At 58.1% G+C, this 22896-nt stretch carries 17 protein-coding genes; 15 read left to right on the forward strand and 2 right to left on the reverse strand.

The window, feature by feature from the left end; all coding sequences use genetic code 11:
• Positions 1-11: 11 nt before the first annotated feature.
• From ABC336_RS22855 to ABC336_RS22885, 7 genes are all read left to right on the forward strand, one after another.
• Entirely contained in the window at positions 12-1520 is a 1509-nt protein-coding gene (locus tag ABC336_RS22855) for a sulfatase family protein (protein WP_413240838.1), read from the forward strand.
• 17 nt (positions 1521-1537) lie between these two features.
• Entirely contained in the window at positions 1538-2920 is a 1383-nt protein-coding gene (locus ABC336_RS22860; RefSeq protein WP_413240839.1) for a sulfatase family protein, read from the forward strand.
• Positions 2921-2945: 25 nt separating this feature from the next.
• Positions 2946-4400 (forward strand): sulfatase family protein, encoded by a 1455-nt coding sequence (locus tag ABC336_RS22865; protein ID WP_413240840.1) that lies wholly within the window; start codon positions 2946-2948, stop codon positions 4398-4400.
• Positions 4397-5512, forward strand: a complete 1116-nt coding sequence (locus ABC336_RS22870; RefSeq protein ID WP_413240841.1) for an SGNH/GDSL hydrolase family protein — start codon at positions 4397-4399, stop codon at positions 5510-5512. The genes ABC336_RS22865 and ABC336_RS22870 overlap by 4 nt, the downstream gene beginning before the upstream one ends.
• 166 nt (positions 5513-5678) lie before the next feature.
• A complete protein-coding gene (locus tag ABC336_RS22875; RefSeq protein ID WP_413240842.1) occupies positions 5679-6287 on the forward strand; it encodes a chromate transporter in 609 nt (202 codons plus the stop codon).
• 23 nt (positions 6288-6310) lie between these two features.
• Complete coding sequence (locus ABC336_RS22880) at positions 6311-6838, forward strand: chromate transporter (protein WP_413242580.1); 528 nt, start codon at positions 6311-6313, stop codon at positions 6836-6838.
• A gap of 85 nt (positions 6839-6923) precedes the next feature.
• Complete coding sequence (locus ABC336_RS22885; protein ID WP_459564714.1) at positions 6924-7847, forward strand: formylglycine-generating enzyme family protein; 924 nt, start codon at positions 6924-6926, stop codon at positions 7845-7847.
• A 55-nt stretch (positions 7848-7902) separates the two neighbouring features.
• On the opposite strand, the gene ABC336_RS22890 is transcribed toward ABC336_RS22885, so the two are convergent.
• Entirely contained in the window at positions 7903-9780 is a 1878-nt protein-coding gene (locus ABC336_RS22890) for an ADP-ribosylglycohydrolase family protein (protein WP_413240843.1), read from the reverse strand.
• 104 nt (positions 9781-9884) lie between these two features.
• Between ABC336_RS22890 and ABC336_RS22895 the strand changes: the two genes are divergently transcribed.
• Complete coding sequence (locus ABC336_RS22895) at positions 9885-10781, forward strand: helix-turn-helix transcriptional regulator (protein ID WP_413240844.1); 897 nt, start codon at positions 9885-9887, stop codon at positions 10779-10781.
• A 3-nt stretch (positions 10782-10784) separates the two neighbouring features.
• Here the strand turns inward: ABC336_RS22895 and ABC336_RS22900 are convergent, their stop codons facing one another.
• On the reverse strand, positions 10785-11582 hold the full coding sequence (locus ABC336_RS22900; protein WP_413240845.1) for an AraC family transcriptional regulator: 798 nt from the start codon (positions 11580-11582) through the stop codon (positions 10785-10787).
• A gap of 105 nt (positions 11583-11687) precedes the next feature.
• On the opposite strand from ABC336_RS22900, the gene ABC336_RS22905 reads away from it, so the two are divergent.
• From ABC336_RS22905 to ABC336_RS22935, 7 genes are all read left to right on the forward strand, one after another.
• Entirely contained in the window at positions 11688-13109 is a 1422-nt protein-coding gene (locus ABC336_RS22905) for a sulfatase family protein (RefSeq protein WP_413240846.1), read from the forward strand.
• Between the two features lie 133 nt (positions 13110-13242).
• Positions 13243-15552 (forward strand): helix-turn-helix domain-containing protein, encoded by a 2310-nt coding sequence (locus ABC336_RS22910; RefSeq protein WP_413240847.1) that lies wholly within the window; start codon positions 13243-13245, stop codon positions 15550-15552.
• Between the two features lie 194 nt (positions 15553-15746).
• Positions 15747-16721, forward strand: coding sequence for an ABC transporter permease (locus tag ABC336_RS22915; protein ID WP_413240848.1), 975 nt, complete (start codon positions 15747-15749; stop codon positions 16719-16721).
• A 12-nt stretch (positions 16722-16733) separates the two neighbouring features.
• The gene (locus tag ABC336_RS22920; RefSeq protein WP_413240849.1) at positions 16734-17630 is read left to right on the forward strand and encodes a carbohydrate ABC transporter permease; all 897 of its coding nucleotides are present in this window, start codon (positions 16734-16736) and stop codon (positions 17628-17630) included.
• Positions 17631-17740: 110 nt separating this feature from the next.
• On the forward strand, positions 17741-19450 hold the full coding sequence (locus ABC336_RS22925; protein WP_413240850.1) for an extracellular solute-binding protein: 1710 nt from the start codon (positions 17741-17743) through the stop codon (positions 19448-19450).
• A gap of 83 nt (positions 19451-19533) precedes the next feature.
• Positions 19534-21036: a sulfatase-like hydrolase/transferase gene (locus tag ABC336_RS22930; protein WP_413240851.1), complete on the forward strand. Its 1503-nt coding sequence runs from the start codon at positions 19534-19536 to the stop codon at positions 21034-21036.
• A gap of 52 nt (positions 21037-21088) precedes the next feature.
• Positions 21089-22849: an arylsulfatase gene (locus ABC336_RS22935; protein ID WP_413240852.1), complete on the forward strand. Its 1761-nt coding sequence runs from the start codon at positions 21089-21091 to the stop codon at positions 22847-22849.
• The last annotated feature ends 47 nt before the right edge of the window (positions 22850-22896 follow it).

A 22896-nucleotide genomic window follows, 5' to 3' on the forward strand; every position in this document is an offset into this window, starting at 1 on the left:
AGGCGCATCAGATGACAAAAGAACAACCCTTAAATTTATTATTGATCATTACCGACCAGCACCGGGCAGATGCGATGGGCGCCTATGGGAACAAAGATATACTGACGCCCAATCTTGACCGGCTGGCGGCATCCGGGGTTCGCTATGAGCGGGCCTACGCCGAGAGTCCGGAATGCTGTCCGGCCCGGGCGATGATCTTCAGCGGCAAGTGGGGGCATCAGACCGGCAATCTGGGCAATGGCTTCGTGAAGAAGATCGAAGCCTCCTTTGCCGACAGGCTGGCTGAGGCGGGATACTGGACCGAATATGCCGGCAAGATGCATTCGATTCCCCGGGGCAACAGCTGGGGCTTCCGGAAGACGCATATCTCCGAGGAAAATTCGGGGCTCGAAGCGGGCACCTATGCGCAATATATCGCCGATCAGGGGCTGGACTGGGTGTACGAGCCGAGCGGCATCCGCCACGAATATTATTATATCCCGCAAGTGGCGCAAGTGCCGGATCGCCATCACAATACGACGTGGGTGGGCAACCATACGGTCGATTTTCTGGAACAGGCCGCATCCGGGCAGCCGTGGTGCTTTGTCTCTTCCTTTATCAAGCCGCATCCGCCATTCGATCCGACAACGCCATATCTGAACCTGTACGATCCTGCGGCATTGCCGCTTCCGGTTCGGACCGACTCGGACCGGGAAGGGATGTGGCCGCTGCAGCAGGCGCAGAACTATTCCAAATGGACGGACACGACCGACGACAACAGAGCCCGGCTCATCAAGGCGGCCTATTATGCGTCCATCACCCAGATCGATGTGCAGATCGGACGCATCCTCGATACGCTGGAGGCGCGTGGCCTGCGCGAGAACACACTGATCCTGTTCGTGTCCGATCACGGAGAAATGCTGGGGGATCACTATCAATGGGGCAAACGATCCTACTACAACGGCTCCGCCCGCATCCCCTTCCTGCTCTCCTGTCCAGGCCGGGTGCCGGAAGGGGCGGTCAGCGGCGATCTGGTCGGTCATCGGGATATCGCCCCGACGCTGCTCGATGCAGCCGGGTTGCGGGAGCATGCGGCGGCATGCGCTGGAGAGAGCCTGCTGCCGCGGCTATCGGGAGCGCAGACGCAGTGGCGCCAGGTGACGTTCGGCGAGCTGATCACCGATCCTTACCGGCTGATGGAACGGAGCGAGATGGAGGAGGTCGCTGCGATCTATATGGCGGCCGATGCGCGGTGGAAGTATATCTATTCTCCGAATGGCGGCACGGAGCTGTTGTTCGACCTGGATAGCGACCCGGATGAGCTGCAGAGCTTGCACGATGACGAGCGGTTCAGCGAGGAGAAGCACAGGCTGCGCAGGGAGCTGCTGGACTTCTACCGTCAGGCGGGCTTCGCGCCGGCCTTGAACAAGGAGGGCACCGAGCTGCGTCAGATTCCGCTGACGGACGTGCCGACCAGGCGCAACCGCCAATACTCCAAGTATGATCCGCATCATCTGGAACGAAGAAAGAGCCGCACGTAACGCAAAGGAGCTGCAGGATGAAGAAACCGAATATTCTGATTGTGTACACCGACCAGCAGCGCTGGGACGCGCTGGGCGCGGCAGGCAACACCGAGATTCAGACGCCGCATCTGGACCGGCTGGCGGCAGAGGGACTATATTGCGACCATGCCTTCGTGCAGAATCCCCTGTGCATGCCGAGCCGGATCAGCTTCCTGTCGGGCCAGTATCCGTCTACGCTCGGCATTACGCATATGGGCGTGCCGGTTCCGGATACCGTGCCCGTGCTGCCCAAGCTGATCCGGCCCTACGGCTACACCTGCGCCAATTTCGGGAAGCTGCATTTTCTGCCGCATGCCAATCGCGATCACAGCGAGCCCCATCCCTCCTATGGCTTCGACCAGCTCGAGGTCTCCGACGAACCGGGCTGTTATGAGGATGCCTACCGGGCCTGGATCAGGCGCAAGGATCCACGGCAGCTGGCCGCCAGCTCCCCCGGATTGCCGCAGGCCGCCGCAGCTTGGCGCCGGGTGATGGGCGGGGCGGACGCGATTCGGCATCCGGAACGGCCATCCAAGCGCGTACGCGAGTTTGCGGGGGATGCGGGGTTTACGCATACCGCCTTCGTCGCCGAACGGACGATGTCGTTTATCGAGGAGAACGAGGGGCGGCCCTGGCTGTGCATCGCCGGGTTCTACTCGCCGCACAGCCCGTGGATTGCGCCGCGCGCCTACCTGGAGCGGTATGACGAGGCTGGGCTGTCACTGGCGCGGCATGAGATGGATCCGCAGTGGCCGGCGGATATCTCCGAGGCGGAGCTCCGGCAGGCGAAGAAGGGCTATTATGCGATGATCAGCGAAGTGGATCACTGGGTAGGACAGCTCGTGCAGCGCCTGGAGGACACCGGGCAGCGGGAGGATACGATCATCGTCTTCACCTCGGATCACGGCGAGTTCCTGGGCGAGCATGGCCGGTATGGCAAGGGGGCCCCGGGGCCGGACTGCGTGGCGAGAGTGCCTCTGATTATCCAGGGGAAAGGCTGTCTGCCCGGTCAGGTATACAGCGGCCTGGTGGAGGCGGTGGACGTGCTGCCGACGCTGCTGGAGGCGGTCGGCGTCCCCGTGCCGCCGCAGCTGCAGGGGCGGTCGCTCTATCCCTTGATGACAGGCGGGTCTGTCGAGGACAAGGCGTGCGCGCTGATGGAGCATGACGGATGGAAGAATATCCGGACGAAGGACTACCGCTATGTGCTGGGTCGCGACGGCTCGGAGCAGCTCTACGATCTGGTCCATGACCCGGCAGAGTACACGGATCTGGCGGACGATGCCAGCTACGGCAAGGTGCTGGCGGAGCTGCGCCTGCTGATGCTGCGGCGGATGCTGGAGATCGAAGCGCCGCTGCCGCGGGCGTGGGCGTATTAGAACGCGATACGAGGAGGGGGAGACAGTGGATAACATCAGCCAGGCCAAAGCTGACAGGCGGCCGAATATCCTGTTCATCTTCGCCGATCAGCTGCGCGGCATGGATATGGGCTGCGCAGGCAATCCGGATGTGATAACGCCGCATATGGACCGTTTGGCGGGCGAGGGCGTCCGCTATGCGAAGGCTTACGCCAATCTCCCGGTGTGCGGACCGAGCCGGGCAACCTTGCTAACCGGCACCTATCCGATGCGCCACCATGTGATCGGCAACGATCTGCCGCTGCCGGAGACGATGCCGACGGTGGGGGAGGCCTTTCAGGCGGCGGGCTACCGTACCGGCTATATCGGCAAGTGGCATCTGGACGGCCTGCCGCGCGACAAATGGACGCCGCCGGGGCCGCGGCGCCATGGCTTCGACTACTGGGCGGGCTACAATTGCTCGCATCACTATTACCGGGAGGACAAGTATTATCTGGACGGACCGGAGCCTGTGAGGCGGGAAGGGTATGAACCGGAGATACAGACCGATCTGGCGCTGTCGTTTCTTGAACAGCAAGGAAGCGAGCCGTTCTGTCTGTTTGTCTCGTGGGGACCGCCGCATGATCCCTATCACATGGTTCCCGAACGCTACAAGGAGATGTACCAGGATCGGCCCGTCAAGCTGCGCCCGAACGTGAAGCCGATCGCCCCGGGCGAGACGAGTCTGGCGCGGGACATGGATCCGCTGGAGACGCTGAAGCTGTATTATGCGGCGATCACTGCGCTGGACGACCAACTGGGACGTCTGCTTGCCGCGCTGGAGGAGCGCGGGCTGGCCGAGGATACGATCGTCGTGTTCACGTCGGATCACGGAGACATGCTGTGGTCGCAGGGTTATATGAAGAAGCAGCAGCCGTGGGAGGAGTCGATCCATATCCCGCTGCTGATCCGCTGGCCGGCGCGTCAGCAGGAAAACGGCACGGTCTGCGACAGTCTGGTCAGTATTGTCGATATGGCGCCTACGCTGCTGGGTCTCGCAGGCGTCCAGCCGCTGCCTGCCATGACGCTGGAGGGCTCGGACTTCTCGGCGACGCTGGTCGGCGGGGAATATGAGGAGGCGGACAGCGTATTTATCCTGGATATGATCCAGGTAGACGAGTCGCGGCGGCAGCAGCTCCCGGAATGGCGGGGCCTGCGGACCGGGCGGTATACGTATGCCTGCCGCAGCGACGGTACGGAGTGGCTGCTGTATGACAATCAGAACGATCCCTATCAGCTGCATAACCTGATCGGGGACAGCGCGCACGCCTCGCTGCGCAGGTCGCTCGCACAGCGGCTGGAGCGCTGGCTGACGTCGACGGGAGACGGTTTCGACGCCGGCAAGTCGATCATCCGGAGACTCGGTCTGACAGAGGCGTGGAATGCGCGGGAGCGCGCCTTTCATCCGGGGCGGCCGGATCTGATCGAAGAAGAGACGACAGAAAAGGGGCGGGATTCATGACGCTTTCCATCTATCAGCATCGCACGCCGCTGACACGCACTTTCGAGAAGCTGGCTGCGGGCGAGCTCACCATCGGCTTGCTGGGCGGCTCGATCACAGCTCCGGCGCCTCATAATTGGTCGGAGCCGGTCATCGCCTGGCTTGCTAATGAATACCCGGATGCCGCTCTGCAGGTCGAGAATGCCGCGATCGGCTCGACAACGAGCGAATCGGCGCTCTTCCGAGCGGAGCAGGATATCATCGGGCGAGATTGCGACCTTCTGTTCGTGGAGTACGCGGTGAATGACCACCAGGAGCCGCCAGAGAAACGAATGCGCACCCGTGAAGGGCTGCTGCGCAAGCTCCTCGAACGCACGGAAGCGGATCTGGTCCTCGTCTATACCTTTCGTCAGGAGATGTATGAGGACATGATGTCAGGACGCATGCCGTCCTCTATCGCCGGACTGGAGCAGCTCGGGGAGCATTATCAGCTCGGTTCGGTCTGGATGGGCCTGTATGCGCTGCAGGAGGTTGTACATGGCAGACTGCGCTGGGAGGCATGGCTGCCTGACGGCTTGCATCCGCAAGACCGGGGGAGTCAATGCTATGCTGACAGTGTCATCGCGTTTCTGGAAACGGAACGCAGACAGGTCGGGAAGCAAGCGGCTATACAGACCGCGCCAATCCCGGAGCGTCTGAGGCAGCCATTGCCGGAGCCGCTCGATCCAGGTCACTGGCAAGCCTCGGAGCTGTTGGACTTGCGAGGAATAGAACGAAAGGGTCCCTGGTCCTTGCGCCGCAGAAGAGATCTGGCGTCGCTGGGCCAGGCCTTGTACACCAGCGCGCCAGATGCTGCGCTGCGATTTGGCTTTGAAGGGCGCGGATTGACGCTGGCGTTCCTCTTCGGCAAGTATACGGCTGAGTTCAGCTACAGGATCGACGGCGGGGAATGGCAAGCATCAAGCCTGGATCGCAGCGGCTGGTGCCCCGAGAAGGGGTATCCCAAGATGTTTACGATCTCGGACGAGCTCGGGCCCGGGCCGCATCAGGTGGAGTTGGTCACCAGGCACGGGGGAGGGCTTCACTGCAAAGGAACGAATTTCGAGCTGCTATTTGCAGGTGTTTTGAAGTAGTATTCAGATCTTTGAGTCAAAGTGAAAATATGAGGAGCCACGCTGCCTGCTGGCTTCCTTTTATTTTTTTGAAATAGGCGGAGATTTACAAAAATTTATGTTGCATGTACGCGAACTTAATGTCAAAATGGAATTAAGTGAATGAAATGCTTGGGGGGCGGTTGGTTTGCTGGAGAAATGGAGACTGCTATGGTTGATCTTTCTCACGTTTCTGAAGATCGGACCGATTACATTCGGGGGCGGCTATGCGATGATTCCGGTCATTGAACGAGAGGTGGTCGATCGCAGGAAGTGGCTGCGGACGCATGATATTACAGACATCTTCGCCGTGGCCGAATCGGTGCCGGGGGCGATCGCGATCAATTCCGCGACGTTCATCGGTTATCGGATCGCCGGCGTCTCGGGAGCCATTGCGGCGATGCTGGGGATTTTATTCCCGACCTTTTGCATTATTATCGTGTTATCCCTTTTCTTCATGCAGATGAAGGACCACCCCAAGATCGAAGCGGCTTTTCTATCCATCCGTGCGACGATTGTCGCCCTGATTGCTTATGCGGCCTACAAGATCGGCAAAACCGCCGTCGTGGACAAGACGACGCTGACGATGATCGCGATCACGGTCGGATTATTATTTCTCGGACATGGCGTGATCCATCCGGTCCTTATTATTGTCGGCGGCGCCATTGCGGGAGTTATCGTCGTCGCCATCCGCAACCGGATCGGGCTCAAGACCGTGCTGGAGAAGGAAGAGCACATCTACGATTATATGATATGAGGTGAAGCAAGTTGCTGTGGTCGTTGTTTATCACTTTTCTAATGATCGGATTTGTCTCTTTTGGCGGGGGCTACGCTATGATACCCTTAATAGAAAGAGAAGTCGTCGAGCGCCACGGCTGGATGACGCTGGAATACTTCTCGGATGTGATCGCTGTCGCCGGGATGTCGCCGGGGCCGATCGCGACGAATATTGCGATCTTCATCGGTTTTCAGCAGGCGGGCATGCCAGGGGCGGTGATCGCAGCGCTGGGGATGGTGCTTCCATCGCTGGCGATCATCCTCATCCTCGGCATGGTTTTTTTCAAGATCCAGCAGCACAAGCTCGTTAAGTCGTCCTTCTATGGTCTGCGGACCGTGATCACAGGACTGATCGTGTACGCTGCGATCATGTTTGCCATCAACAACAATATTCTCGGTCCCCTGAACTGGTTTACGGCAAGCCAGATCTTGATCTTTCTTGGATCTCTTGCCGCACTGATGATGTTTCGCAAGCATCCCTTGCTGGTCATCGCCGCTTCCGGCGTGATCGGCATGGCTATCTACAGTTAATGTTCAGATGACAGGCAAAGGAGGAAGGGTATTGGAACCCAAACAACAATCATGCTGTGCCGCTTCCCGGGAGCATGTGCAGCCGGTGCCCGCTCAGGAGCGCTCCGAGCAAATGGTCAGCGCTGTGCAGCCGCAGGGCGTGACGCCGGCGCAGGACCCTCACATGATAACGATCGAAGGCGGGACGTTCGAGATGGGTACGGATACGCCGGACGGATTCCCTGCTGACGGGGAAGGTCCGGTTCGCCAGGTGGAGGTCCGATCCTTCCGCATCTCCCCTTATGCCGTCACCAATCGTCAGTTCGGGCATTTCGTGGAGGCGACGGGGTATGTGACCGAAGCCGAGCGGTTCGGCTGGTCGTATGTGTTCCATCTGCTGGCATCCGAAGCGGTGAAGGAGCAGGTGAGCAATGTGCCGCAGGAGGTGCCGTGGTGGCTGGTCGTCCATGGCGCCTACTGGAGGCAGCCGGAGGGAGAAGACTCCAGCATCGACGATCGGCTGGATCACCCGGCGGTGCACATCTCCTGGCATGATGCCGAGGCGTATTGCAAGTGGGCCGGCGGCCGGCTGCCTACCGAAGCCGAATGGGAATATGCGGCACGCGGCGGACTGGCCCGGAAGACGTACCCCTGGGGTGATCTGCTGAAGCCGGACGGCGAGCATCGCTGCAATATCTGGCAAGGCAAGTTCCCGTCCAAGAACAATCCCAGCGACGGCTATGTGGGAACTGCGCCTGTCGATGCGTACAAGCCCAACGGCTACGGGCTGTACAATATGTCGGGCAATGTGTGGGAGTGGTGCGCGGACTGGTTCTCTCCGCGCTATCATATCGAGACGGCAAGCGTGGATCCGCGTTTCGAGCGGGAGACTGGCAGGCGATCGATGCGGGGCGGCTCCTATCTGTGCCATCGCTCATATTGCAATCGTTACCGCATCGCCGCCCGCAGCTCCAATACCCCGGACAGTTCGACCGGCAACTGCGGCTTCCGCATGGTCATGGACATATAACAGAGTAGAGCCCGACATGATGCATGTCGGGCTCTGCTGTGTATGAACGGTCGGATTACGGATGAAGCAGCAGATCGGTATAATAATAGTAAGGGCCCGGCTCTTCCGTTTCCTTGGGGGAGACGGTTAACAGGTAGACGAGCAACGGCTCGCCCAGGCGCTCGGCCACGACCTCAAGATCATGGGAGCCTTCCGGCAAGGTGATCTGGGCGAGCTGGGACTCGGGCGCCCGGTGATACGCCGGCATGAACTCCTCTATTGTGGAGCAATCGATGATCTGCTCGCCGTTCAGCTTGACCGATACCGGCCCGCTTGCGGCGGCGATCAGACGGAGCTCGCGCGCTTGCGGGTTATGCAGACGCGTGGCGGCGCGATACATCCCGTCCGTCTCGCCCGATCCGGCCTGTTCCCATTCGATCCGGCTGCCGGCGCAGCTGACGGCCCGGCCCTCTGTCTCCGCGGGGCCCCATAGCATCCATTCCGAGGCGGGGACGAGGACGAACCGTTCCTGCATCACCGACCATGTCGAACCGTCATGCGCTCTGGTGATGACCGCGTTCAGCTCGTAGGAGGGCGCAGCTTCCGGTCCGGATACGATATGGAAGGTGAACGCCTGTGATGCGCCCGGGTCCAGTGAATAGGCCTGCTCGCCCTCGTCGCCTGTCCAGCCCGGCGGAAGCGTCAGCGCCAATTGCCCGGCGACACGGATGCGAGAGTGATTGATCAGCGTGAACCCCAGCGGCTTGCGCTGGCTTCGGCCGATCGCCGGACCTCCCGTTCCATAGTCGATGACCAGCTCGAGCCCTACAGGCGCCTTCGACCCGCCGGGCAGCAGCCTGCGGTCGGCAAGGACGTCGGCTGTCCACAGCTGTCGCACGGCATCGCTTGATTCTGCGGCAGAGCCGTCCAGCTCGGTAGCCAGCTCCGGATGAACGAGGATGCCGGTATCCCAGGCAGCCAGCACTTGCTTGCCCATGCGGATCGTCCGTGTGGTCAGCTCATCCAGATCGGCCGGTGCCGGGAAGCCCTTGATCGGCGGACTGACGACGACGCGGTCGCCCACAGGGGCGACCCACCGCTCCGGCAGTCCTTCCGGTCCGGAGATCATGCCCAGGATAGCGCCTAGCGTAGCGGCGGTGCAGTCGGTATCGTAGCCGCAATTGACGGCCTTCAGGATCGCATCCTCGAAGCTCTCGCCATAGAGCCAGCCCAGCAGCGTAAAGGCGATATTCTGCGGTGCGTCCGTGAAGTTGTCGCGCCCATGGTGCTCCAGGATGAGCGAGCGGGCCTCGAGCCAGTCCTTGCCCTCGCGGTGCCACATTAACAGATCCCGGACGGCCTTTGCCGTGCGGCTGTTCTCCGGCAGATAGGACATACCGATGGCGATCAGCCGGTCGCGGTCCTGCTCCATGAAGATCGCGCTCTCGATCGCTGCGAACAGCATCTCGCCGTATACGCCCTCGCCGCCCGCATGATCGACCACGGCATCCTGATACGCATAATAGGCGGCTACGTGCGGGGCGCCAGGCGCGGCCATGGCCCAGATCTCGGAGCGGATCGGCGATCCCATACAGTCGGTGAAAGGATTGTTGAAGGCGCCTGCAAGCGGCGGCATGACTCCTCTCCGCAGATTGGTCAGCGCGTAACCGTATTCATCGAACGGAAAAAACACGTGCTCCAGCCATTCCTGACCCAGCTCTCTGCAGGTGAGTCCCGGACCGTACTGCTCCAGCGCGTGCAGCCATACGAGCTGCAGATCCAGATCGTCATTTTCAAGCGGCCCGTCCTGCAGCACAGGATAAAAATCCAGGGTCAGCAATTCTTTTTTGCCTTCCACAGGAGCGCCCAGCGTGCCGCCGATGTTTTTGCCCAGCCAGCCGCCATAGACGCGGCGGTAGTAATCCTTTTCATTTAGAATGCGTGTAGGCATCATATGCAACCTCCGGTTTCTGATTTCCACCTCATTATAGAATCCGGAGCCGCCATTAGCCATGCACAATCTTGAGATTTGATCACACCCTGCTCAAGGAGGCTGTCATGTATTATTCATTGTCCAGGCTCTCGGCGCTTGATATCCGTTGGACCAACCTGTTTGACGCCAGCTCGGCTTCTTTTCGCTGGAGCCATGCCAATCCGTACTATCAGCTCATCGTCGCCAGCGACGCCCCGGTATGGATCGACGTGAGCGGCACGCGCTATGAGCTTCGCACAGGGGAATCGCTGCTGCTCCTGCCGTGGGAGCAGCATACCGGCTGGAACATGCAGGAGAAGCAAGGCACCTTCTATTGGGTTCAGTTCGCCTGCGCTCCTGCGCTGAAGACATTTGACCCTGAAGCAGCCATCGATCTTAACATTATCCATTCCGAGAAAACCGAGCTGCGCACCACCTCGGCCGCTCACGAGGATCTGCTCATCCTCCCCAAGATTCATCTGCCCCGCCAAAGGTTCCAACTGTTGAGTCTGTTCGAACGGCTGGTGCAATGCTCGGAGGAGCCCCACGGATACTTTCGCTTCCAGCAGTCCCTGCTGCTCGGCGAGATCCTCGGGCTGATCGCCGGCGATCTGCTGGACAGCCGCGAGCATGCGGCTTCCTTCTCACCCTCCTACCATACCTATCGGCGTCTGGTGAATCTCTTGAACAACGGGTACGAGAAGGAGATGTCCAAGGAGCGGATGGAGCAGGAGATGGATCGCAAGTACGAATACCTGTGCCAGGTGTTCAAGAAATATGCGGGCATTACGATTGTGCAGTACCTGCATCAGCTCCGCATCCAGCGGGCCAAGCATCTGCTGCTTCACTCGGACAAGAGCGTCGGCGACATTGCTTTTGAAGTGGGATTCCAGGACGCTTTCTACTTCAGCCGTATCTTCAAACGGCTGGAGGGTCTGTCGCCGCTCCACTTCCGCACCATGAACGGGGAGGCGCAGCAGTAGCGTTCAACGCTGCGGCGCAGCTGCGTCATTGCCCGTCTTCCGGGATGTCGCATAGTGGGAGGGCGACATCCCGGTACGACGGCGGAATACTTTGTGGAAGTAGGAGGTGTCATAGAAGCCGAGATGCGCACTGATCGCGGACACAGTAAGATTGGTGTGCTGCAGCAGCTCCATCGCCGTTGAGACGCGCAAGTCCTGGATGTAGGCATGAGGCGTCTTGCCGGTTGCTTCCTTGAACAACGCCAGCGTATAGTTGGGCGAGCGGTCGATGAGTCCGCCCAGCTCGCGAAGCGTGATCGCTTCCCGGAAGTGCTCCAGGATATACTCCTTCAGCAGACGAACATGAGTGAGCTTGCGCAGCGGCATGGCGGGCGTGGCCAGTTCTCTATGCAGGGTGCCGAGTAGCTCCAGAAGAATGCCGTTGCCTATCACTTCGTTATAGGGGCCCTGTTCGAGAGAATGTCGATGAATAAGCAGGATTCGTTCTTTGTAATATTCGAAATTGTCTGACTGGATCAGGGCATGCTCGGTCGATGAGACCAGCGGCAGCCCGGGCAACTCGCATCGAAACATAACCGCATATTTCTGATGCGTGCCCTCCGGAGCATTAATCGCTTCGCGCTCGGTCCCGGCCGGGATCAGCAGCAGATCGCCCTTTGATGCCTGCAGGGGCCGGCCATTGAGCCGATAGGTCAGCTTGCCGTCCGTGATGAGGGCAAGAATGTGATATTGTACCTGCTGATTGCGGTTATGCCAGTACGGGATATGATCGTCGAAGAACGTATTGTAAATATGAATCACCGCTGAAGCGCCTCCCAACATAAAGTGAAGACCTACTATTAATAGTAACATAATACATCGCCTTGTACTGCCCCCGCAGCTATAATGAACCTGAGGTGAAGAACAGTGCATAATGAAGCGGGCAAACGCCCCAACATCGTATTTATCATGTCGGACGATCACGCGTCTCATGCGATCGGCTGCTACGGCAGCAAGATCAATGAGACACCGAACCTGGATAGGCTGGCGCAGGAAGGGATGCTCTTCGACAATTGCTTCTGCACGAACTCGATCTGCTCCCCCAGCCGCGCAGCGATCCTGACGGGCAAGTACAATCATCTGAACGGCGTCCGGTCAATCGAGGATTCATTGGACGGGCGGCAGATGACCTTCCCCAAGCTGCTGCAGCAGGAAGGCTATCAGACGGCGATGATCGGCAAGTGGCATCTGGGCCACGGCGGCGATGCCGACCCGACCGGCTTCGATTACTGGACGGTGGTTCCCCATCAAGGGATCTATCATGACCCCATATTTATCGAGATGGGCGAGCGGAAGCAATATCAAGGCTATGCGACCGACCTGATCACCGATTTCTCCATCGAGTGGATGAACGGCCGGGACCGGGACAAGCCATTTATGCTGATGTGCCACCACAAGGCGCCGCATCGTCCATGGCACCCGCATGAGAAGTACAAAGACCTTTACGAGGACCGTGATATTCCCGAGCCGGATACATTCTACGACGATTATGAGAACCGCGCCGCAGCCGCGAAGGAAGCCAAGATGCGGATCGACCGGGATATGAATGACGAAGTCGACTTGAAGGGCAAGCCGCCGGAGGGACTGACGGCCCTGGAGCAGAAGAAATGGAAGTATCAGCGGTACATCAAGGATTATCTGCGCTGTATCGCCTCGATCGACGAGAGTGTCGGCCGTTTGCTGGATTATCTGGACGAGGAGGGCATCGCGGAGGATACGATCATCATCTACACCTCCGACCAGGGCTTCTTCCTGGGGGATCATGGCTGGTTCGACAAGCGGTTCATGTATGAGGAATCCCTGCGCATGCCATTCCTTGTCCGGTACCCGAGGGCGATCGCCCCAGGCTCCCGTACCGATGCGATGGCGCTCAATGTCGATTTCCCGGTCACCTTCCTGGACTACGCCGGCGTGGCGATCCCGGAGGAGATGCAGGGGCAAAGCCTGCGCGGCGTATTCGGGGGCGAGACGCCCGAGGGCTGGCGGACTTCGATGTACTACCGCTACTGGATGCACCTGGATCAGTATCACAATGTATATTCCCACTATGGCATCCGGACGCATCAGTACAAGCTCATCTATTACTACGGCCAGGCGCTGGGCACCTCGGGATCCATCGATGAGGACCGGCCGCCGGAGTGGGAGCTGTTCGATCTGGCGAAGGATCCGGCAGAGATGAACAACGTCTACGCAGACCCTGCGTATAGAGCGATCGTCCAGGAGCTCAAGCGCGAGCTGCGGTCGCTGCAGCTGGCTGTGGCGGACGAGCCGGTGGAGGAAGTCGGTTGATCCATCCATGCGGAGAAGAGACGGTGTCAGGGCAGTCCTGGCGCCGTCTTTTGCAGCTCCTGGCCGCAAACAGCTGCCCTGTGTTATAATTATCTATATTTGTAAGCGTTATCAGATAAAGTGGGGGAGCGGCATGAAAAAAAGGTGGACGTCAGGCAGAGATGCCATAGTCATTCGGTTTCTCGGACCATATCTGGTCATTATGCTCGTACCGCTTCTGATCGGCATGCTTGTGTACGACAAGACCGTGACGGTCGTGAAGGAGGAAGTCGTACAGACCAATATGACCGTTCTGGAGCAAGCCAGGGACATCCTCGACAGCAGACTGTACGACATCGAGATGAATATCCAGCAGCTGGCGAGCAATCACCGGGTGCAGTCGTTTCAACACGTGAACACCCCTTTCCAAGGTGTTAACCCTTACCGCATTATGGAGACCCGCAAGGAACTGTTCGAATATGCGCTCGTCAACCGGTTTTTGGTTGATTATTTTGTGCTGTTCAAGAACAGCGGCGTGGCCATGTCGTCTACGGCAACATATAAGCTGTCCGAATTCTATGATGGCATACTCACGTACGATATGGATTATACAAGCTGGTACGAGCAATACCTGGGCCAATACCGCAAGACCTATATGCCGGCCGAGTCGGTCAGCTACAAGGGAAGGCCGTATTCCTTGCTCACCTATGTACAGACGATGGGCAATGCCAGTTACTTCAATGGCGCGATCATCGCGCTGATCGACAACCATGAAATCAAGAAGATGCTCAGCGGGGTCAACATCGGCAACGGAGGCTGGGCTTACATTATGGATAGGCAGGGGGAGGTCATCAGCTACATCTCGGATGAGCAAGCGCCCCGCGCGACGATCCCGATCCCGGAGCAAGCGAGGAGCGGTATGCTGGAGCCGACCGAAGCCACGGGTCATATGATGGTCACCTATACGACGTCATCGTTCAATGGCTGGACCTACGTGGCCGTACAGCCGCCCCACATCGTGATGGAGAAAGTGAATTATATTCACCAGTACGCATTCATCATGCTGCTGATCATGGTGGCGGCGGGCATCGGCATCTCGTTGTACCTGGCCTATCGTTCCAGCAAGCCCATCCGCCATCTGCACTCGCTGATCGCGGAGAAGATGGGCGTCAGACGGCAGACGCCCCGGGATGCCTTCGGTTACATCCAGCAGTCGTTCTCCGAGCTGTGGCATCACAACGAGACGCTCAGTGACAAGATCAAGCAGCAGCTGCCGTTTATCCGGGCCGCCTTTTTTGAGCGGCTGCTGCGGGGCGAGTTCAAGACGATGCCCGATCTGCAGGCTTCCATGGCTCACGCAGGCATCCGGATGGAGGGCTCGGGCTATACTGTGGTGCTGATCCAGATCCGCGGCTATGAAGAGGTCACTCATCCCGAGCTGCTGGAGGAGCTGGATATCAAGCGGATTATCGCAACGGAAGCTTTCGAATCGGTGTTCGGGAGCCATGGCTATCTGTTCGATACAGGAGATGACAAAATCGCGATGATGGTGACGCTCGACTCCACAGACGCCCAAGCTTGCACCGAGGGACTGAAGTCACAGCTGGCAGAGATCGATCAGGCCGCCCTTCAAAAGCACGGCGTGTGGGTCACTTGCGGCGTCGGCAGATGCTACGCCTCGCCGCTGGCGATCGCCAGCGCTTATGAAGACGCCCGGCACGCCTTGAGCTTCAGACGCGACCATGATCGTGTGCTTGCCCTCTGGTATCACGAGCTTCCCTTGGACAATAACAACTACTATTATCCAGCTGATGTCGAGACAAGGCTGATGAATTACGCCAGGGCAGGAGAACGGGAGAGCATGGAGCACCTGCTGGCCGAGCTGTACCGGGAGAACGAGGAGCGCCATTTGTCCATCGCGATGCTGCGGCTATGGTTCTATGAGATGTGGGGGACGGCGGCCAAGCTGATGGACCACTTCGAGTCTCAATTGGAAATCGACGGCAAGGACGGGTCGGTCTATATCCAGCAGATGTTCAGCCGGGTAGGCGACCTGGAGGATGTGCGGGAGATGTTCGCTGCCTTCACCTCTGTTCTGACCAGCATGTGCGACATCGTGGACAAGCGCAAGAAAAGCCATAACCATCAGTTGAAGATCGATATTCTGGACATGATGGCAAGCGGCTTTGACGATCCGGATTTTTGCCTGGATCTGGTGGCGGACCGATTCCAGATGTCAGCCAAATACTTGTCGCAGTTTTTCAAAGAACAGACGGGGACGAATTTCTCCGATCATCTGAACAGCCTGCGGATGGAGCAGGCCAGGAAGCTGCTGCAGGAGACCGAGCTGAGTGTCCATGAGATTACGCTTAGAAGCGGGTATCATTCGATGAATGTGTTCTCGCGGGCCTTCAAACGGAACTGCGGCATGAGCCCGACGGTTTACAGACGATCCATCAAGTAAATTACGCAGCCAAGCGGAACGCTTTCCCTTCGGGGAGAGCGTTTTCTGGTTTGCAGCAACCTTTGCGGCGCATGGAATAATGCCGATTCTGGAGGATTGCACAATCGAGAGAAGACTACTTCTTTACGATCCGGCTGATTGCGCTTACATTGGGGAGGCAAGACAGCTCAAGACGGGAGGTATTACGAAAGACCATGAACGAATTGAAGATTTCGCGGACGGATCCCGATACCGTCCAGAAGATGAATGCAAGACCGCGGAAGAGATGGGGGCAGGCGTTTCTGAAAAGCTGGCAGCTGCAAGTGCTTTTTCTGTTGCCGCTGATTTATCTCCTCGTATTCAAGTACTACCCGATGTATGGCGCCCAGATTGCCTTCAGGGACTTTGTAGCCATCAAGGGCATTACAGGGAGCGATTGGGTCGGACTCAAATACTTTAGCCGTTTTTTTCATTCCTATGAATTTTGGCGGGTGCTGAGGAACACGCTGGGATTAGCCTTTTATCAGCTGTTCGCAGGTTTTCCGTTCCCTATTATTCTTGCGCTGAGCCTCAACTATGTACACCGTGTCTTCTTCAAGAAAAGCGTGCAGATGATTACGTATGCGCCGCATTTCATCTCGGTGGTCGTCATGGTCGGCATCATCATGCAGCTGCTCGATCCAAGGACTGGCCTGGTTAATCAGATTCTGACCTCCCTTGGCTTCGATGCCATTCATTTTCTGGCGAGACCGGAGCTGTTCAAGTCGATCTTCGTCTGGTCCGATATTTGGCAAAATGTCGGGTGGGGCTGCATTATCTATCTGGCCGCGCTCTCCAGCATCGACCCAACGCTGCATGAGGCGGCGATCATGGACGGAGCCAGCAAGGTTCGCCGGATCTGGCATATTGACCTGCCCGGCATCCTGCCGATTGCGATGATCATGTTCATATTGAATATGGGCAATTTGATGGATATCGGCTTTGAGAAGGTGCTGCTGCTGCAGACGCCGCTCAATCTGAGAACCGCCGAGGTGATTGATACCTACGTCTACAAAGTGGGGCTGGCATCCAATCTCGTCAACTTCTCTTATGCATCGGCTATCGGATTGTTTAAATCCGTCGTCAACCTCATTTTGATCGTGACGATCAATTACACGGCCAAGCGGATGCGTCAAGAGACCTTATGGTAAGGAGGAACACGCTTGAATATCGAACATATTAAAGAAACCCGCGGCGATAAGCTGTTCACGTTAGTCAACACAATCGGACTATGTTTCCTGCTGGTGCTGGTGCTTTATCCGCTTGTGTATGTGCTCAGCTCTTCCTTCAGCTCCGTGGAGGCCGTTGTCACCGGCAAGGTCTGGCTGTGGCCGGTTGATTTCACGCTCGCAGGCTACGAGGCGGTGTTCAAGCACCGGCTCATTATGAGCGGCTTTGCCAATTCGTTTTTCTACATGATAGTGGGTACGCTGGTCAATGTGATCATGACGATTTTGGCTGCCTACCCGTTGTCGAGAAAAGATTTTTTCATGCGCAACTTCTTTATGATGATGGTTATTTTTACGATGCTCTTTGACGGCGGGCTGATCCCCCGGTACTTGCTGGTCAAGGATCTGGGACTGCTTGATACCCGGTGGGCCCTTATTATTCCGTCGGCGCTTGGCGTCTGGCAGGTCATTATCGCCCGCACCTACTTCAAGCTGACGATCCCTGATGAGATGCTGGATGCGGCCCATATCGACGGCTGCAATGACTTCAAGTTTTTGTTCAAGATCGTGCTGCCGCTCTCGGCGCCCATCCTTGCCGTCATCAGTCTGTTTTACGCAGTCGGACACTGGAATCAGTTTTTCAGCGCCTTGATCTTCCTCAAGAGCCAGAGCCTGTTCCCGCTGCAGCTCGTCCTGAATGACATCCTCGTCCAGAACCAGGTCGATCTGGCGATGGTGAGCGATGTCAAGGAGTTGTCGGAGCGGGAAGGACTGATCGAGCTGTTGAAGTATTCTTTAATTGTCGTGGCTTCAGCTCCGGTATTGGCCATCTATCCCTTCGTGCAGCGACACTTTGTAAAAGGCGTCATGATCGGCTCGTTGAAGGGCTGACAGCTGTCCGTTCGTGAAAGGGGGGATGCCTGGACGTTGCTGAAAGCGAAAACAAATGCGGTTATGCAAAATCAGGGGTTCGGTTCACACATTATTCGGGAGGTACAGAAATGAAAAAAAAGCTGTGGATTGCGTTTAGCATGCTGTTGATCATTGCCATTGTGGCGAGTGCTTGCAGTAATAATACTGGCTCTTCGGGGGGCAGCGGCAATGCCCCTGCGGGTGAGAGGAACACCGACAATTCAGACACTGCAGAAGAAAACAGCAATCTGACCGAGCCTGGCACCTTTCCGATCGTCAACGAAAAAGTGACGCTTCGGGTGCTGGCTATTGATACAGGCAGAGTAGAGAATATCGAGACCAATGAATTTACGAAGTATTACGAGGATCTGACCAATGTCCATATCGAATGGGAACTGACGCCCCAGGCGCAAGCCAACGAAAAATTGAACCTGATGCTCGCCAGCGGCGATTACCCGGATGTCATCATGAAATTCGACGTCTCGCCTTCCCAGATGATGGTCTACGGTGATCAAGGCGTATTCCTCAGTCTTAATGAACTGATCGAGGAGCACGGCAGCTTCAGCAAAAACCTGCTGGAAGAAAAAGAACTGCTGAAAAGCGCCATCACATCGCCTGACGGAGAGATCTACGCGCTGCCGATGTATGCGGAGTGCTACCATTGCACCCACCAGATGAAGATGTGGATCAACGAGCCGTGGCTCACCAAGCTGGGCCTGGAGATGCCGACGACTACGGAAGAGTTCTATCAGGTGCTCAAGGCCTTCAAGGAGCAGGACCCCAACGGCAACGGGCAGGCGGACGAGATTCCGCTCGTCGGCTCCAACCCCAACAAGGGCAACCTGGCCATTCACAACTTCCTGATGAACGCATTTGTCTATTATGACATGATCAACAACAAAGGGCTGATCGTCAACAACGGCAAGCTGGAGCCATCCTTTACCAAGCCGGAATTCAAGGAAGGCCTGCTCTATCTGAACAGACTGTATGCCGATGGCTTGCTGGCTGCGGAGACGTTCACCCAGGACCGCAATCAGCTGCGGAGCATGGTCGAGCATCCGGGCGTGCCGATCGTCGGCGCAGTTCCTGCACTCGCCCCGTCCGTCGTCTCCCAGATCGGCAGCGAGAGCGGCAGATGGCTGGATCTGCAAGCGGTACCGCCGCTTCAAGGTCCGAACGGCCTGCAGGTGTCGCCTTACAATCCTTACTTCACATACAGCCCTAGCGGGTTCATCATTACGGCCGCTGCGAAGCACCCGGAAGTCGCGCTGCGCTGGGGAGAAGGATTTTACGATCAGGATATTATGATGCGCTCGCGATTCGGTGCCGAGAATGAAGGCTGGGGCAGGGTCGAGGGCCAGGGCAAGAAGAGCATCGACGGCGGCGAAGCCGCGTGGGAGCGCTATGATGCGCACGGCAATGTGCAGAATGCCCATTGGGGTCAGACGAATCATGACTATCAATCCATGACATTCCGTCACAGCGAGTCCGCTGAGGTGGAAGGCTTGCCGGTGAACCACGAGGTCATCATCTACGAAGCGACCAAAAACCAGTATGAGCCATACAGGCCGGCACTGGATCAGATCCTGCCGCCGCTCTGGTTCACACAGGAACAAGCCGGAGAACTGGTGGAGCTGGAGACGACGATCATGAATTATATCGATGAGATGGTCGCACGGTTCGCGATCGGCGATCTCGATATTGAGAGAGAATGGGACAACTATGTCAAAACGCTGGAGAACATGAATCTGGCTGCTTTTGTCGCCATTCATCAAGAGGCCTACGATGCAGTGAAATAACGCATCGACCGGGGAAGGCATGCTTCGCGCCTTCCCCGGAAGCTTGGCGGATCAACAGTTGTGCGACAAGGAAGGAGAGGCGAATGAACAAGCAACCTAATATCATCTACATCCTAGACGACGATCATCGAGCCGAGATGCTGGGCTGTGCGGGTTATCCGGTCCTGAAAACGCCGCATCTGGATCAGCTCGCCCGGGAAGGCGTTCGTTTCACTGAAGCATTCTGCACAAGTCCTGTCTGCACGCCCAGCAGATGCTCGCACTACCTGGGGCAGTGGGAGCGCCGGCACGGCGTAAATTTCAACAGTGAGTCCAGCCTGGCCCAGGAGGCCTGGGAGACCTCCTTTCCGATGCAGTTGAAGCAGCAGGGCTACTATGTTGGCTGGGTCGGCAAAAACCATGTGCCCGCAGGCGACGGCGGGTACGAGAGTGGCTACCTGGAGTCGGCGTTCGATTACTGGTACGGCAACCACGGGCACAGCGGTTTTTATGTGAAAGAGCTGGAGCGGGGCAAGCGCTATCAGCAAGCCGCTGCGGATACCCAGGTGGAGGTGTTCGAGGAAGGCGCGCTGCGGTTTCTGGAGCTGGCCGGGGAGCGTCCCTTCTGCCTGTGCGTGACCTTCAATCTGCCGCACAGCTTCGGTACGCAATCGATGGAGCTGCGGGAGACGGATGACGCGCTCTACGTGAGTGCTTACCGGGATCAGATGGACCAGCTGCCTCTGCCGGACACGTATATTCCCTATGAGGACATCAGTACCCCAAGACTGCCGAAGCAGGTGTACAATGGCCGCTACCTGGCATCCTACGACTATGTTAAGACGCCGGAGGCGCTCAGGGAACGGCAGATCCGGATGCTGCAGACGATCACGGGGATCGACCGGATGGTCGGCAAGCTGCGCACGGAGCTGGAGCGCAGAGGACTGGCCGATGATACGATCATCGTCTTTTCTTCCGATCACGGCATTCACCTCGGAGAGCACGGCCTCGGGGGCAAATGCTTCCTGTACGAGGAGGATCTGCGCATCCCCCTGATCGTATTCGATCCCCGTCTGCCGGAGCCGCTCCGGGGTCGGACGCTGGATCCACTGGTCGTCGTGCCTGATCTCGCGCCGACGATGCTGGAGCTGGCGGGTCTCTCCGCACCAAGCTCGATGCAGGGAAGCAGCCTTAGGCCTTGGATCTATGGAGAATCGCCGGACTGGCGCGAGGATTTCATGGCCGAGCAGCTGATGGATATTCAGAATTACCCCAAGAGCGAGTGCATCCGCACCAGGCAGTGGAAGTACATCCGTTATTTCGACCGTACCGAGGACCCGGAGCAGGAGGGCAAGCCGTATCGCGGCACTCTCGACAGCTACGACGATTTCCTGCTTGACTCGGCGGCAGGCAAGCTGAGCCCCGTCTATGAAGAGCTGTATCATCTGTCCGAGGATCCCGGCGAGCGGCTGAATCTGGCGGGTGATCCGTCTTGCAGCGCCGTGCTGGAGCAGCTTCGCAGGCGGCTGGCCGAGAGGATATCAGAGGCCAGAGGCGATCGACACCCTCCATTGACACTGCCGCTCACTGCCGGCAGGAACGTCTGACCGCGCCTCGGCCGCGCGAGACGGATCATTCCGAGAGGAGCAACCTAATATCATGAAAGAACGTACCAATCAACCGAATGTTGTATTTGTTATCACCGACGACCAAGGGTATGGTGATCTCGGTTGCACGGGAAACCCGCTGCTGCGGACGCCGGCGATCGACCGCTTCTACGAGCAGAGCGCGCGATTTACCGATTATCATGTCGGGCCGACGTGCGCGCCGACCAGAGCCGGCCTGATGACCGGTCATTATGCCAATAGTACCGGCGTATGGCATACGATCGGCGGCCGCTCGCTGCTGCGCGAGGAGGAATGGACGCTCGCCTCGGCACTGCGGGAGAATGGCTACCGGACCGGCATATTCGGCAAATGGCATCTTGGCGATGCCGTGCCGTACCGTCCCCAGGACAGAGGCTTTGAAACGACCGTAATCCATGGCGGAGGCGGCATCAGTCAGACGCCGGACTACTGGGGCAATGACTATTTTGATGATACGTATATAGTAAATGGCGAGCCGAAAGCGTTCGAAGGGTACTGCACAGATGTCTTTTTCAGCGAAGCTATGAAGTTCATCGAACAGAACAAAGATGCGCCTTTCTTCTGTTATCTGCCGACGAATGCCCCTCATCTGCCTTACAACGTGGACGACCGTTATGCCGATCCGTATCGGGGGCTGGCGCCGGAGAACCGGGCCCGATTCTATGGCATGATCGCGAACATCGATGAAAACTTTGCCAAGCTGCGGCGGAAGCTGCAAGAGCTGTCGCTTGAGGAGCAGACCATACTCGTCTTCATGACGGACAACGGCACCAGTGCGGGAGCGACTGTCGATGGAGACGGGCATGTGCTGGACGGCTACAACGCGGGCCTGCGGGGACTGAAGGGGTCTCCGTATGACGGAGGACACCGGGTGCCGTTTTTTATCCGCTGGCCGGCAGGCGGCATCGCGGAAGGACAAGATCACGACGAGGTCGCCGCCAATGTGGATGTGATGCCGACGATCCTTGATCTGTGCGGCGTATCCGTACCGCAAGGCCGGACCTTTCACGGCCGGTCGCTGAAGCCTCTGCTTAGCGGGGAGGAGCGGCACTGGCCGGGCCGGGCGATCGTCACCGATTCACAGCGGCTGACTGAGCCGGTCAAGTGGCGCCAGAGCGCCGTCGTCACGCGGCAGTGGAGACTCATCAACGGCAGCGAGCTGTACGATGCCTTGAAGGACAGGGCGCAGCAAGAGGATGTATCGGCCCGGTATCCGGAGGTGGTGGAGCGACTGCGCGAACATTATGAGCAGTGGTGGAGCCTGGTCTCGCTTCAGTTCGACGAGCCGATCCCGATCTCTCTCGGCAGAGGGGATGAAGAGGTTGTCCTCACCGGCCATGACTGGCGCAATGGCGATTGCAGCTGCGCCTGGAACCAGGGGCTGATCCGCCAGGGTGTCGAGGCAAACGGACACTGGGAGATCCGGGTGGAGCGCAGCGGCGAATATGCGTTCGAGCTCAGGCGCTGGCCCAGAGAAGCTGGACATGCGATGTCGGCAGGGATCGAAGGGGATGACATCTACTGGGACAAGACGGGCGTGGCGGAGCAGTGGCGTCACTATTACACCGGCGGCAAGGCGCTGCCGCTGGCCAGGGCAAGGCTGCAGATCGGCAGCGATAAGCCGGTGGCGGAGCAGCGGATCGAGAGCGGGGCGGATGCGGTATATTTCCGTATACAGCTTCAAGAGGGCGAGACGACGCTGCAAACTTGGCTGACCGATGAAGAAGGAGAACTGGCGATCGGGGCTTATTATGTCTATGTACGCAAGCTGTAATACCGCAGAGCGCAGCCGGCGGAGACCGCCGGCTTGTTTGCCCTGCC

This window comes from Paenibacillus jepli (assembly GCF_047238105.1).
GTDB lineage: Bacteria > Bacillota > Bacilli > Paenibacillales > Paenibacillaceae > Paenibacillus_D.